Source organism: Mycobacterium sp., assembly GCF_049683935.1.
In the GTDB taxonomy this organism is placed as follows: Bacteria; Actinomycetota; Actinomycetes; order Mycobacteriales; family Mycobacteriaceae; genus Mycobacterium.
The window spans coordinates 1-13,010 of sequence record NZ_JBAUJR010000103.1 but is presented as its reverse complement, the minus strand read 5'-3'; the positions used below and the strand labels follow the sequence as shown (position 1 = coordinate 13,010).

General features: G+C 66.5%; 12 protein-coding genes. 3 read left to right on the top strand and 9 right to left on the bottom strand.

What is annotated here, in order from left to right:
- The 4 genes from whiA to uvrC form a co-directional block, all read right to left on the bottom strand.
- A partial coding sequence (whiA, locus tag WA965_RS05780; RefSeq protein ID WP_526447220.1) for a DNA-binding protein WhiA occupies positions 1 to 265 on the bottom strand: 265 nt, incomplete at its 3' end.
- A complete protein-coding gene (locus WA965_RS05775; protein WP_526297181.1) occupies positions 256 to 1,287 on the bottom strand; it encodes a gluconeogenesis factor YvcK family protein in 1,032 nt (343 codons plus the stop codon). The genes WA965_RS05775 and whiA, both read right to left, overlap by 10 nt.
- On the bottom strand, positions 1,284 to 2,213 hold the full coding sequence (gene rapZ, locus WA965_RS05770; protein WP_526297183.1) for an RNase adapter RapZ: 930 nt from the start codon (positions 2,211 to 2,213) through the stop codon (positions 1,284 to 1,286). Before rapZ ends, WA965_RS05775 begins: the two co-directional genes overlap by 4 nt.
- Positions 2,210 to 4,219 carry an excinuclease ABC subunit UvrC gene (uvrC, locus tag WA965_RS05765; RefSeq protein ID WP_526297185.1) on the bottom strand — a complete coding sequence of 670 codons (2,010 nt, stop codon included), beginning with the start codon at positions 4,217 to 4,219 and terminating at the stop codon, positions 2,210 to 2,212. Before uvrC ends, rapZ begins: the two co-directional genes overlap by 4 nt.
- A gap of 54 nt (positions 4,220 to 4,273) precedes the next feature.
- Between uvrC and WA965_RS05760 the strand changes: the two genes are divergently transcribed.
- Positions 4,274 to 6,211, top strand: coding sequence for a gamma-glutamyltransferase family protein (locus tag WA965_RS05760; RefSeq protein ID WP_526297187.1), 1,938 nt, complete (start codon positions 4,274 to 4,276; stop codon positions 6,209 to 6,211).
- Here the strand turns inward: WA965_RS05760 and WA965_RS05755 are convergent.
- The 5 genes from WA965_RS05755 to WA965_RS05735 all read right to left on the bottom strand — a co-directional run bounded on the left by WA965_RS05755 (position 6,192) and on the right by WA965_RS05735 (position 11,730).
- Positions 6,192 to 6,656, bottom strand: coding sequence for a PH domain-containing protein (locus WA965_RS05755; protein ID WP_526297188.1), 465 nt, complete (start codon positions 6,654 to 6,656; stop codon positions 6,192 to 6,194). The two genes, WA965_RS05760 and WA965_RS05755, sit on opposite strands and share 20 nt — an antisense overlap.
- Entirely contained in the window at positions 6,653 to 7,129 is a 477-nt protein-coding gene (gene ribH, locus WA965_RS05750; RefSeq protein WP_526297190.1) for a 6,7-dimethyl-8-ribityllumazine synthase, read from the bottom strand. The genes WA965_RS05755 and ribH overlap by 4 nt, the downstream gene beginning before the upstream one ends.
- Positions 7,126 to 8,397: a bifunctional 3,4-dihydroxy-2-butanone-4-phosphate synthase/GTP cyclohydrolase II gene (locus WA965_RS05745; protein WP_526297192.1), complete on the bottom strand. Its 1,272-nt coding sequence runs from the start codon at positions 8,395 to 8,397 to the stop codon at positions 7,126 to 7,128. The genes ribH and WA965_RS05745 overlap by 4 nt, the downstream gene beginning before the upstream one ends.
- Positions 8,398 to 8,527: 130 nt before the next feature.
- A complete protein-coding gene (locus WA965_RS05740) occupies positions 8,528 to 10,930 on the bottom strand; it encodes an Ig-like domain-containing protein (protein WP_526447218.1) in 2,403 nt (800 codons plus the stop codon).
- Positions 10,931 to 11,118: 188 nt separating this feature from the next.
- Positions 11,119 to 11,730, bottom strand: coding sequence for a riboflavin synthase (locus tag WA965_RS05735; protein WP_526297196.1), 612 nt, complete (start codon positions 11,728 to 11,730; stop codon positions 11,119 to 11,121).
- Between the two features lie 135 nt (positions 11,731 to 11,865).
- On the opposite strand from WA965_RS05735, the gene WA965_RS05730 reads away from it, so the two are divergent.
- Both WA965_RS05730 and WA965_RS05725 read left to right on the top strand, forming a co-directional pair.
- Complete coding sequence (locus WA965_RS05730) at positions 11,866 to 12,570, top strand: LppX_LprAFG lipoprotein (protein WP_526297198.1); 705 nt, start codon at positions 11,866 to 11,868, stop codon at positions 12,568 to 12,570.
- The coding region (locus WA965_RS05725; RefSeq protein WP_526447216.1) for an MFS transporter at positions 12,570 to 13,010 on the top strand (441 nt) is incomplete at its 3' end. The genes WA965_RS05730 and WA965_RS05725, both read left to right, overlap by 1 nt.

Here is a 13,010-nt window from a genome sequence, read left to right as displayed (position 1 = left end):
GCACCACATATCGCGTGCTCTTGCGGATACCGCTCGCCGACAGCACGTGAACCACCGCGTTGTAACCGTAGAGGTCGTAGATGTCCTTGCGCAGCCTGCGCGCGATGATCCCGAGGTCGACCTCGGCCTCGACCACCACCCGCCCCGACACGATGTGCAGACCGCCGGCGAAACGCAGCAGGGAGGCCACCTCGGCGCGACGTGCGCTCACTGAATTGACCACCAGCCGGCTGAGCTCATCTTTGACCTCGGCTGTCATCGCCACGGGTGGTCACCTCTCGGTCCGTTCACTGTCGGTGTGGGCAGAATCGGCGGCGTCGCCTGGGTCGTGCCGGTTGTCGCCTCGCCGCGCCTTCGAACCCCCTCCAACGCCGCGGCCAGCCTCGCCGGGTCATGTAAAGGTGTACCAGGTCTGGAAACGTCAGCAAACTCAACGTGGGCATCGAGGATTCGGGCGGTGCGGCGCAACTGCTCCCGCTCACGGTCGCTGGGCACGCTGTCGGAATCGACGATGATGTCGTGAATGGTGAACTGCGGTGCATGCTGAGCCAGGACGTGGATGTGGCGCTCGACCGAGAAACCCGCCGTCTCCCCCGGCTCGGCCACCAGGTTGAGCACCAGAGCACGTCGCGCCGAGGTGGCCTGCAGCGCGGCCGCCAACTGCGGCACCAGGACGTGCGGGATGACGCTGGTGAACCACGAACCCGGCCCGAGCACGATCAGGTCGGCGTCCATGATGGCATCGACGGCCTGCCGGGTAGCCGGTGGATCGCTCGGCAGTAGCCGGACCCGGCGCACCTTGCCCACCGTGGTGGCGATGGCCACCTGGCCGCGGATCGCGCGGCTGACCCGCGGGTCGGATTCCAGCCCGACGACGTCGGCTTCGATGCTGAGTCCGACCGGGCTCATCGGAAGCACCCGGCCCTTGACACCCAGGACCCGGCCCAGTTCATCCAGCGCCGCCACCGGGTCGGCGAGCACCTCGTTGAGTCCGGCCAGCATCAGATTGCCGATCGGGTGGCCCGCCAGGGCGCCGCTACCGCCGAATCGATGCTGGATGATCGTCGCCCACAATCTGCCTTGCGGGCTGTCGGAAGCCAACGCCGCCAACGCCATTCGCAGGTCACCGGGCGGAACCACGTCCAGTTCGCTGCGCAGTCGGCCGGAGGAACCGCCGTCGTCGGCGACGGTGACGACAGCGGTGACGTGCGAGGTGAGCCGACGCGCCGCCGACAGGGTCGCATAGAGACCGTGACCGCCGCCGAGCGCAACGATGCGAGGGCTCATTCGCGACCCAGATCCCGGTGCAGGACCCGCACCGTCAACGTTGCGCCGTCCTGTAACCGCGCCGCCAACGCCTCGGCCATCGCCACACTGCGATGCTTGCCGCCGGTGCATCCGATGGCGACGGTCATGTAGCGCTTCCCCTCCCGGCGGTAGCCGTCGATCACGACGTCCAACAGCCGATGGTAGGAGTCGAGGAACTCGACGGCACCAGGTTGGCCGAGGACGTAGTCACGGACTCCAGGGTGCTGCCCGGTGTGCGGGCGCAGTTCGTCGACCCAGTGTGGGTTCGGCAGGAAGCGGACGTCCATCACGGTGTCGGCGTCCATCGGCAACCCGTACTTGTATCCGAAGGATTCCACGGTGACGCTGGTGTCGGCGATCGTCTCACCGCCGAAGGCGCGTTCGATGCTCTCCCGAAGCGCTGGCACCGACAGCGCCGAAGTGTCGATCACCAGATCAGCGGCCGCCCGCACCGGTGCCAGCATGCTCCGTTCAGCCGCAATACCTTCGGCCAGAGTCTGGTTGCCCTGCAACGGATGACTGCGCCGGTTCTGCTCGTAGCGCCGAACCAGGATGTCGTCGGAAGCCTCGAGGAAGAGCACCTGTGGGGTGATGTTCCGGGTGGCCAGATCTTTTCGCACCCAGTCCAGGTCGCCGGTGAAACCCCGGGATCGCACGTCCATCACCACTGCGAGTTGAGTGATGCGCGAACCCGCGGCGAGCCCCAGTTCGACCATCCGCGCGATCAGTTCCGGCGGCAGGTTGTCGGCGACGTACCAACCGAGATCCTCGAGCACCTTGGCTGCGGTGCCCCGGCCTGCACCCGAAAGACCCGTGACGAGCACCACGTCGATGCCGTTGGATTCGAGGGCCCCCTCGTCGCCGGCACCGCCGCGCAGTTCCTCGTTCGTTTCCTGCTCAGTCATCCCAACACCCTGCTCTGATCATCGCCGATAACCTCGGCGGGCGCTTCCGAATCGGCCGCGGAGTCCGTTGCCGGCACCCCCAGGGCCTCCAGAACCGCGCGTGCCGTTGCGGCGCCGATCCCGGGAACCGCGGTGATCTCGTCGATACTGGCCTGTTTCAGCCTGGCCAGCGACCCGAAGTGGGTGACCAGAGCTTTGCGGCGGTGCTCACCGAGTCCGCGCACCGAATCCAGCGCCGAGGCGGTCATCCGCTTGGAACGCTTGCTGCGGTGGTAACTGATCGCGAAGCGGTGGGCCTCGTCACGGACTCGCTGCAGGAGATACAGCCCGTCGCTGTTGCGAGGCATGATCAGCGGGTCTGGATCTGAGGCAACCCACACCTCTTCCAACCGTTTCGCCAGCCCGATCACCGCGACGTCGGAGATGCCGAGGTCCTCGAGCACTGCCGCAGCGGCATTGACCTGCGGAGCACCGCCGTCGACGACGAAGAGGTTGGGCGGATATGCGAACTTCCGCGACTTGCCTTCCGCCGACAGCTCCGTGGGGTGCTGCATATCGTGCACATGGCGGTGGAACCGGCGGCGCGTCACCTCGGCGATCGATGCGACGTCGTCGGATCGACCGTCGCCCGCGGCCTCCCTGATCGCATAGTGCCGGTAGTCGGATTTGCGGGGCAGCCCGTCCTCGAACACCACCAACGACGCCACCACGTCGGTGCCCTGCACATGGCTGATGTCGACACACTCGATACGTAGCGGAGCGTCAGCGAGTCCCAGCGCATCCTGAATGCTCTGCAGCGCAGCACTTCTGGCGTTGAAATCACCTGCGCGTTTGAGCTTGTGCTGGGTGAGTGCCCCCTCCGCGTTGCGCTTCACCGTCTCGGCGAGCGCCCGCTTGTCTCCACGTTGCGGCACCCGAAGTGACACCCGGGAGCCGCGCAGCTGCGCAAGCCAGGTCTCGAGTTGTTCGGCATTGCCGGGCAGTACCGGGACCAGCACCTGTCGCGGCACCGGGTTGGTCGCCTCGTCCATACCGGCGGCGCCGGCATCACTCAGCTCGGCCTGATCGCCGTAGAACTGGGTGACGAACTGCTCGACGAGATACTCCAGGGTGGATTCCCCCGGCTCACCGGACTTTTCGATGACCCATCCGCGCTGGCCACGAACACGACCGCCACGGACGTGGAAGACCTGAACCGCCGCCTCCAGTTCGTCGTCGGCGAACGCGACCACATCGGCGTCGGTGCCGTCGCCGAACACCACGGCCTGTTTCTCCATGGCCCGGCGCAGCGCGCCGATGTCGTCGCGCAATCGCGCGGCCCGCTCGAAGTCCAGCTCCGAGGACGCGGTGTTCATCTGCTGTTCCATCTCCCGGACCAGCTTGTCGGTCTTGCCGGCGAGGAAGTCGCAGAAGTCGAGCACGATCTGTCTGTGCTCCTGCGCGCTGACCCGACCGATGCACGGCGCCGCGCACTTGTCGATGTAACCGAGCAGGCATGGCCGGTCAATCTGATTGTGCCGCTTGAACACTCCAGCCGAGCAGGTGCGGGCGGGAAACACCCGGGTCAGCAGGTCGAGGGTCTCGCGGATGGCCCAGGCATGCGAGTACGGGCCGAAGTAACGCACTCCTTTGCGCCGCGGGCCGCGGTACACCATCAGCCGCGGATATTCCTCGTTGAGGGTGACCGCCAGGACCGGATACGACTTGTCGTCGCGGTAGCGGATGTTGAACCGCGGGTCGAACTCCTTGATCCAGTTGTACTCGAGTTGGAGCGCCTCGACCTCGGTGCTGACCACCGTCCACTCCACCCCTGCGGCGGTCGTCACCATCTGCCGGGTGCGCGGCGCGAGGCCGGCGAGGTCGGCGAAGTAGGAGTTCAGCCGGCTGCGCAGGCTCTTCGCCTTGCCGACATAGATGACCCGGCCGTGCACGTCGCGGAAGCGGTAGACACCCGGTTCGACGGGAATCGACCCGGGCGCAGGTCGGTACGTCGATGGATCAGGCACGCAACCCAGGTTACTGCGGTGTCCCGACGGGGTAGACGGACTACCGTGACTGTGATGCGGTTCTGGCCCGCTCGCAGGATGACGGCGGCACTTCTGGGAATGTCACTGGTGCTTGCCGGTTGCAGCAGCGGCCAGAACGCCGCCCCGGCACCCGCGGGTCCGTGCGACATCGTCGCCAACGGAACGCCCGTATCAAAGGCAGGGTCTACATCGGAGCCGAGAGACACCTCCGCCGCGCCTGAGGCCGCGACCGGATTCCGCAGCGACATGACGGCCGTGCACACGACGCGGTATGCGGTTGCCACCGCCAATCCGGTGGCCACGCAGGCAGCGTGCGAGGTGCTGAGAGACGGCGGCACCGCTGCAGATGCGCTCGTGACCGCCCAGGCCGTGCTCGGACTGGTGGAACCGCAGTCGTCGGGACTCGGGGGTGGCGGGTTCCTGCTCTACTACGACGCGGCCTCGGGATCGGTCCAGGCCTTCGACGGCCGCGAGGTCGCCCCGGCGGCGGCGACCGAGAACTATCTGCGGTGGATCTCCGACACCGACAGGACCGAGCCGAAACCCGACACCCGGGCCTCGGGCCGCTCGATCGGGGTGCCCGGGATCGTGCGGATGCTGTCCGAAGTCCACGCCGAGCACGGAAAGACGGCGTGGCGCGACCTGTTCGCCCCCGCCGTGACACTCGCCGACGACGGCTTCGACATCAGCCCGCGACTGGCGGCGGCCATCGCCGATGCGGCGCCTGAGCTTCGCCTCGACGAGAACGCCGCCTCCTACTTCCTGGAGCAGGGCGGGGCGCCGAAGACCACGGACACTGTGCTCACCAACCCCGCATACGCAAAAACGTTGGGCGCCATCGCAGCCGACCCGGAGTCCTTCTATACCGGAGAGATCGCCGGCAACATCGTCGCTGCTGCCGCGGACCCCTCCGGCGGCCGCACCCCGAGCCTGATGACCGTCGAGGATCTGGCCGGCTACACCGTCAGGACACGCGACCCGCTGTGCACCGAGTACCGCGGCAAGGAGATCTGCGGCATGCCGCCTCCCTCCTCGGGCGGCATGGCCGTGGCCGCCACCCTCAGCATGCTCGAACGTTTCCCGATGAACGACCACAAACCCACCGACGTCGACCTCAACGGCGGGCGCCCGACAGTGATGGGGGTGCATCTGGTCTCCGAAGCAGAGCGGTTGGCCTACGCCGACCGTGACCGCTATGTCGCCGACACCGACTTCGTGCCACTACCGGGCGGGACCCCGAACACATTGCTGGGCAGCGACTACCTGGCGGGACGCGCGGCGCTGATCTCGCAGGACAGAACGATGGGCACCGCAAAACCGGGTGAATTCGGCCCTCCCGCCGCTCCGGTGCCGCCGGTTCCCGAGCATGGCACCAGCCACATCAGCGTGATCGACGAGCAGGGCAACGCGGCGTCGCTGACCACGACCATCGAGTCGGCGTTCGGCTCTTTCCACATGGTCGACGGTTTCCTGCTCAACAACCAGCTCACCGATTTCTCCGCCGAACCCGTCGGGCCGGACGGCGTGCCGGTGGCCAACCGTCTGGAACCGGGGAAACGACCGCGCAGCACAATGGCGCCCACCCTGATCTTCGAGCCTCACACCGCCGGAGCGCGAGGACCTCTCTATGCCGTCACCGGCTCACCCGGCGGTTCGACGATCATCCAGTTCGTCGTGAAAACCGTTGTCGGGATGCTCGACTGGGGCCTGGACCCCCAGCAGGCGGTGTCGATGGTCGATTTCGGCGCTGCCAACACACCCAAGACCAACGTCGGCGGGGAGCACCCGGTGATCGACTCCTCGGACAACGGCGACAACGATCCGCTGGTCCAGGGGCTGCGCGCCCTCGGTCACGAGGTGGACCTCGCCGATCAGTCCAGCGGGTTGTCGGCCATCGTCCGTGACGGATCCGGGTGGGTGGGTGGCGCTGATCCCCGCCGCGAAGGTGCGGTCATGGGCGATGTGAATTGATATCGGGTTTGTACCGCTCCAGCACGATGCGGACCTGATCCATCGATTCGACGGCACGCCGCTTGTCGACCGCCTGGATCGCCATCACGGCGATGTACTCGTCGTCGGGCAGGTCCAGCCGTGCCCAGCGTGCCCCGGGGTGAAACGACACCCCCAGCACGTCACTCCACGGAAACAGCTTGTAGCCGAACAGGTTACGTACCGCGACCCCGGAGGGCCCGATCCGCAGTCGCGGTCTTGCGAACAGACACACGAACCCGGCGATGACCGCGCCCACCAACGCGATGGCCACCTGGTCGTAGGTGCGGAAGACCACTCCTGTCGAGGACGCCTTGAGCAGGACACCCACGACGACGTGCGAGGCCAGGATCACCAGCGCCGCACCGTAGGCGAAGATCGGTGTCAGATGAGGTTTGACCTCGAGGTCCCAATCGCTGCCGCTCATGAATTCAACTGGCGCAGCGTGATCGCCGTCGACAGCGCCGCAGCGGCCGCCTGAGCGCCCTTGTCCTCGGCCGACGTGGGCAGACCGGCTCGATCCAGGGCCTGGTGTTCGGTGTTGGTGGTGAGCACCCCGTTGGCGACGGGCGTGGAGGAATCCAGCGACACCCGGGTCAGCCCCTGCGTGACTGCGTCACACACGTAGTCGAAATGTGGTGTCTCACCGCGGATCACCACACCGAGCGCGACCACCGCATCGTGGGTCGCCGCCAGCGCCTGCGCCACCACCGGGATCTCGATGGCGCCGAGCACCCGGACCACCGTCGGGTCACTGATGCCGGCGTCTGCCGCGGTCCGTTTTGCGCCTTCGAGCAGTGCGTCGCAGATGGTCTCGTGCCACGTGCTGGCCACGATGCCCAACGAGATGTCGGACGCGTCGATCTCGGGTAACTCGGGGACGCCCGCCGCAGGACTCATACCGCGCCGCCGAACTCGCCCGGGAGTGCTTCGTCGTAGTCCTCGAGGCCGACGAGGTCATGGCCCATTCGGTCCCGCTTGGTCATCAGATATCGGATGTTCTCGGCGTTGGCGCGCACCGGCAGCGGCACCCGCTCGATGATGTGCAGACCGTAGCCGTCCAAGCCGACCCGCTTGGCCGGGTTGTTGGTCAGAAGGCGCATCGACCGCACACCGAGGTCGACGAGGATCTGTGCGCCGATGCCGTAGTCGCGGGCGTCGGCGGGCAGACCCAGCTTGAGGTTCGCGTCGACGGTGTCGTCACCGGCGTCCTGGAGTTGGTAGGCCTGCAGCTTGTGCATCAGCCCGATGCCCCGTCCTTCATGGCCGCGCATGTAGAGCACGACGCCGCGGCCCTCGCGGGCCACCATCGCCAGTGCCGCGTCCAGTTGGGGACCGCAGTCGCACCGGCGGGAGCCGAAGACGTCACCGGTGAGGCACTCGGAGTGCACCCGCACCAGAACGTCGTGGCCGTCGCCGTGCGGGCCGGCGATGTCGCCCCGGACCAGGGCGACGTGCTCGACTTCGTCGTAGATGCTGGTGTAGCCGACGGCGCGGAATTCTCCGTGGCGGGTCGGGATCCGCGCCTCGGCGATGCGCTCGATGTGCTTCTCGTGTTTGCGCCGCCACTCGATGAGGTCGGCGATCGAGATCAGGGCGAGGCCGTGCTCGTCGGCGAAGATCCGCAGTTCGTCGGTCTGCGCCATGTCCCCTTCGTCTTTTTGGCTGACGATCTCGCAGATCGCACCGGCGGGTTGCAGGCCGGCCAGGCGGGCCAGATCGACCGCAGCCTCGGTGTGGCCGGGGCGACGCAGCACGCCGCCGTCCTTGGCCCGCAACGGCACCACGTGACCCGGCTTGGTGAACTCGTTGACAGTGCTGTTCGGATCGGCCAGCAGCCGCATCGTCGTCGCCCGGTCCGACGCCGAGATACCGGTTCCGACACCACTTTTGGCATCAACGGTGACGGTGTAGGCGGTGCCGTGCTTGTCCTGGTTGACGGCGTACATCGGCAGCAGGCCGAGTCGGTCGCAGATGTCACCGTCGAGCGGCACACACAGGTATCCCGAGGTGTAGCGCACCATGAAGGCCACCAGTTCCGGGGTGGCCTTCTCGGCGGCGAAGATCAGGTCGCCTTCGTTCTCGCGGTCTTCGTCGTCGATGACGACCACGGCCTTACCCGCGGCGATGTCGGCCAATGCGCGCTCGACCGAATCCAGCCTCGTCATCCTCACCACCTTGCCGGTTCCGGCGCCGAAGCCCACGGAACACCTCAGTCAACGTCTCTCAGTATGAACCACGAGTAGACGCCGGTTATTGCCCGCCGGTCGGGTGAGGATGTCGAGGGCCCGTGGACCCTCAGGCCGGGTACGACAGAGTGAACGTCGTCGCCAGCCCCTTCGAGTCGGTGACCGTGACGTAGATCGTGTCAGAGGGTCCGTTCGAGGGCAGTTCCGGCGGAAAAATCTTGCCATCGCTGCCACCGCTGGACTTGTAGGTCACGGTGCGACTGCTGGTCCGGGTACCGCTCAACGGGTCGGTGAGATCGACCGGAAGAGAAAAGCTGACGGACCCGTTCGACGCAGAGTAGGTCCAGGTCAGGCCATCCCCGTCGGGGTCGTTCACGGTCACGCCGGTCCAGACCTCGGTCTTGCCCGGGGTAGGCGTGATGTTCAAACCCTTGGTGGTCAGCGTCGGCGCCCGGTTCGGCGTAACGGTGACGTTGGCCACCGTCAGCGATCCGCCGTCGGCGTTGGTCCCCACGATCGAGAAGCTCGCCTCCGAGCTGCCGGTGTAGGTGTAGGTGCCGTCTGCGTTGACTGTCACGCCCGCAGGAGAACCTGTTCCTAGGCTGTAGGTGAGCAGTCCGGACAGTGCCGACGGTATCGACAAACCACCTGTCACGCCCCCGCTGACGACCGTGTTGTCGTAGTCGATATTCAACTCGCGGGTGAACAGGCCGATGAGCGTGGATGCTTCTCCGCCCCGCCCGTCCGTGACGTAGATCCGGAAGCTGTCGTCGATGGTCCCCAGGATCGGGTCGCCACCGTCCACGGACGGGATGTAGGTCCACTTGCCGTCGGTATCGACGATCACCATGCTGCCGCTGCCAAGGATGACCGACTGGCCACCCCCGTACCCCGTCACGCTGTACTGCAGTTCGTCGCCGTCGACGTCCGTACCGAGCACGGATCCGGTCGCGATTCCGGTGAGGAGGTTGGGGATCGCTGTTCCGACAGGTAAGACCACAGGCGGGGTGTTCGGGGGCACGAGGTGCACCGTGACGGTGCTGATGGCGAAGCCGCCGTTGGCATCGGTTGCGGTGATCGTGATCAGGTCGCCGATGCCGATAATGTCGAGCGCCGCGGCCTGAATCGCGGCAGCCGACGGGGTGTAGGTGAAGGTGCCGTTGCCGTCCTCGTCATAGCTGACCTCGACGCTGGTCCCCAGCAGCGACGAGACGGCGAAACCGGTGAACGTCAGCGGGGTGCCGTCGGGATCCGTGGCCGCGAAGGTGCCCAGCATCTGCTGGGTATCGGGATCGGTGCTGACGATGGTCGCCTCCTGGGTGAAAACCGGGAAGCCGTTGATCACCGAACCGGACGTGACGTCGATCGTCATCGAGACCGCGTGCATTCCGAGCGGATGGTTACGCCAGCCGCCGTAGTCGTCGACCTTGATCGTGAAGGAGTCGTCTATCGCGCCGAGCGTCAGCGGATTGTTCGCGGTGTAGATGTACTGGAAGCCGCCCAGCAACGAGCTACCGATGATCTGCACGTTCCCGTTGGCGGGCCCGTTCTCCAGGGTGATGTTGACCGGGTCGCCGTCCTCGTCGTTGCCGATCAGCGTGCCGGTCACCACCCCGAGCGCCCGAATCGTGTTGGTCACCTGGGCGGTGGGCGCGTGATGGTTGGTGCCCAGATCCTCGAACCGGGTCCATGCCGCGATGGTCACCAACAGAAGCGGGATGGTGAGCAGCGGAGCCGTCGGGATGGAGATCACCGTCGCGGCCGCCGCGGCGATGAACACCACCGCCGCCACCTCGGTGTTGGTGACGCCCGCGATCTCCGGGTACTGCGGCAGGAAGTCCCACGGCGATTTCTCGTCGACCTCGGGGTCTGCCAGTGTCTCGACGAGTGCGGTTTGCTGCGGCACCACTGTGTCGTCGGGCTCTGTGGTGATCGAGGAGGACTCGAGGTCGGTGGGGGTCGGAGTCATCGACATGGTGTCGACCGATTCCGGGTCGGTGTTTCTCAGCGCGGCCTTCGACGTGGCCGCGCCGGAGGACTGGTTGGGCTCAGGGTTGGTGTCGTCGCCCTCGGCCGGCGGGGGCTCCGATTCGTCGATCTCGTCGGCGTCCCCCTGCTCTGCGTCGCCATCGTCGAGACCGTCGTCATCGAGACCGTCGTCATCGAGACCGTCGTCATCGAGACCGCTGTCATCGAGATCGCCGTCATCGAGATCATCGGCATCGTCGTCGGGATCGTCGCCCTCGTCGTCGGCGTCAGCGTCTTCGGACTGACCGTCGCCGTCTTCGGACTGACCGTCGCCGATCCCCGCGTCGTTGTTGCCGTCCGGATCGCCCTTCGGGCCGGCATCCGTTTTTGCGCCGGCGTCGGTGGAGGCGGAAGACCCCTCTGTCGCGTCGGCCGACGCTGTGGCAATCCCCGGCGACGCAACTGCCAGTCCCAGGAACGCGAGAACCGCTAAGCGCTTAGCCTGCTTATTTCGGTTCGCTGAAATCTTCCGATGGTTGGCCACAAACAACTCCTCGCCTGGTCACGCTGGACAGGAAAGGAGATTACGTCACCGTCAATTGCGCGTCGACGTTTTCTGAAAGATTGCTGCAATCGGCGTGTCGCGGATTCAGCAAAGTGTGACACGTGTGATTTGAGTGGCCGTGGTGTCTCCCGAGAATGCTAAAACCCACGGATAACGGGCACCGGGAGCTATTCGTTGCCGGAGCCGTCTTTCGCCGCCATCAACCGCTCGACGTACTTGGCGATCACATCTACTTCGAGGTTCACCGGGGTGCCGACCTCAGCGCGGCCCAGCGTGGTCAGATCCAGCGTCGTCGGAATCAACGACACCTCGAACCAATCCGGTCCGAGTGCGGACACTGTCAGAGAAACGCCGTCGACGGTGATCGACCCCTTCTCCACGACGTAGCGGGACAGCGAGACAGGCAGCGCGATGCGCACCACGGTCCAGTGTTCCGACGGCGTGCGGGAGACCACATGGCCCGTTCCGTCGACATGCCCCTGCACGATGTGGCCGCCCAGCCTGCTGCTGATCGCCGCCGCGCGCTCCAGGTTCACCCGGGTTCCGACTTCGATGCCGCGCAGACTCGAGCGGTTCAGTGTCTCGTCCATCACATCGGCGGAGAACGAGCCGTCGGCGAGCACGTCGACCACGGTCAGACACACGCCGTTGACCGCGATGGAGTCCCCGTGCCCGGCATCCGACGTCACAATCGGCCCGCGGATGACCAGTCGGGCAGAGTCGCCGAGACTTTCCCTGCCGACGACTTCACCCAATTCTTCGACGATTCCGGTGAACACGGTGTCCAGCCTAGAACGTGCCTGTGCGCCCGAGCCGTCGAGAGGCGTCGAAACTCCTGATCAGAAGCCATGATTGCCCCGGCGCCGGGAACCCGGGCAGCGCGTCCCCGCGGGCACACCCACTACGATGCAGGCATGCAGACCCGCCTTCTGGCGATCCTCGCCGCCCTGATCGCCGTCGTCGCCCTCGTTGCAGGGTGTTCCGGATCGTCGTCCGAGGACTCCAGCTCCGAACTCCCCGACCCCGCCACGCTTCTGTCGGAGTCGAGCGAGACCACCAAGGGCCAGACCAGCGCTCACCTCACCCTGACGGTGCAGGGCCAGATCGCCGAACTCCCAGTCGAATCCCTCGAGGGTGACCTCACGCAGACGCCTGCTGTGGCCGCGAAGGGAACCGCCGACATCGTCTTCCTCGGCCAGCGCCTCGAAGGTGTCGAATTCGTGGTCTCTGACGGCGATCTCTACGCGGCGATCACCTCGGGCGGCAGCCTCTCCAACTTCGGGCCGGCCTCCGACATCTACGACGTCGCGGCGATCCTGAACCCCGATGTCGGTCTGGCCAACGTGTTGACGAACTTCTCCGACGCCACGGCCGACGGCCGCGAGACCATCGAGGGCACGGAGACCGTGCGCATCACCGGCAGCGTCACCGCGGACGCCGTCAACAAGATCGCCCCCCAGATCGGGGCGACGGGCCCGGTGCCCGGCACGGCGTGGATCGCCGAGGGCGGCGACCACGAGCTGATGCAGGCCCGGCTGGAGCCGAGCCCCGGCAACAGCGTCACGATGACGCTGTCCAAGTGGGGCGAGCCGGTCACCGTCGACCAACCCGCTCCCTGATGCACCGTTCGTCCCCGGCGGACACCACCGCACCGGCGGTGAAACCGGGTCAGACCAATCGCAACATCGCGATCAGCGCGGGCAGTCTCGCGGTCGTCCTGGGTGCACTCGACACCTACGTCGTCGTCACGATCATGACCGACATCATGCGCGACGTCGGTATCGGTGTGAATCAGATCCAACGGGTCACGCCCATCATCACCGGCTACCTGCTCGGCTACATCGCGGCGATGCCGCTGCTGGGGCGCGCTTCGGACCGCTTCGGCCGCAAGATGCTGATCCAGGTCAGCCTCGTCGGGTTCGCAGTCGGATCGGTGGTCACGGCCATGTCGACCGACCTCACCATCCTGGTGCTGGGTCGCATCATCCAGGGCACCGCCAGCGGGGCGCTGCTCCCGGTGACGCTGGCCCTGGCCGCCGACCTGTGGGCTGCCCGCAAC

Coding starts and splice junctions, on each gene's coding strand:
- WA965_RS05775 (WP_526297181.1), bottom strand. CDS start 1,287: ATGAGCCCTCGCATCGTTGCGCTCGGCGGCGGTCACGGTCTCTATGCG.
- rapZ (WP_526297183.1), bottom strand. CDS start 2,213: ATGACTGAGCAGGAAACGAACGAGGAACTGCGCGGCGGTGCCGGCGAC.
- WA965_RS05760 (WP_526297187.1), top strand. CDS start 4,274: ATGCGGTTCTGGCCCGCTCGCAGGATGACGGCGGCACTTCTGGGAATG.
- WA965_RS05755 (WP_526297188.1), bottom strand. CDS start 6,656: ATGAGCGGCAGCGATTGGGACCTCGAGGTCAAACCTCATCTGACACCG.
- ribH (WP_526297190.1), bottom strand. CDS start 7,129: ATGAGTCCTGCGGCGGGCGTCCCCGAGTTACCCGAGATCGACGCGTCC.
- WA965_RS05745 (WP_526297192.1), bottom strand. CDS start 8,397: ATGACGAGGCTGGATTCGGTCGAGCGCGCATTGGCCGACATCGCCGCG.
- WA965_RS05730 (WP_526297198.1), top strand. CDS start 11,866: ATGCAGACCCGCCTTCTGGCGATCCTCGCCGCCCTGATCGCCGTCGTC.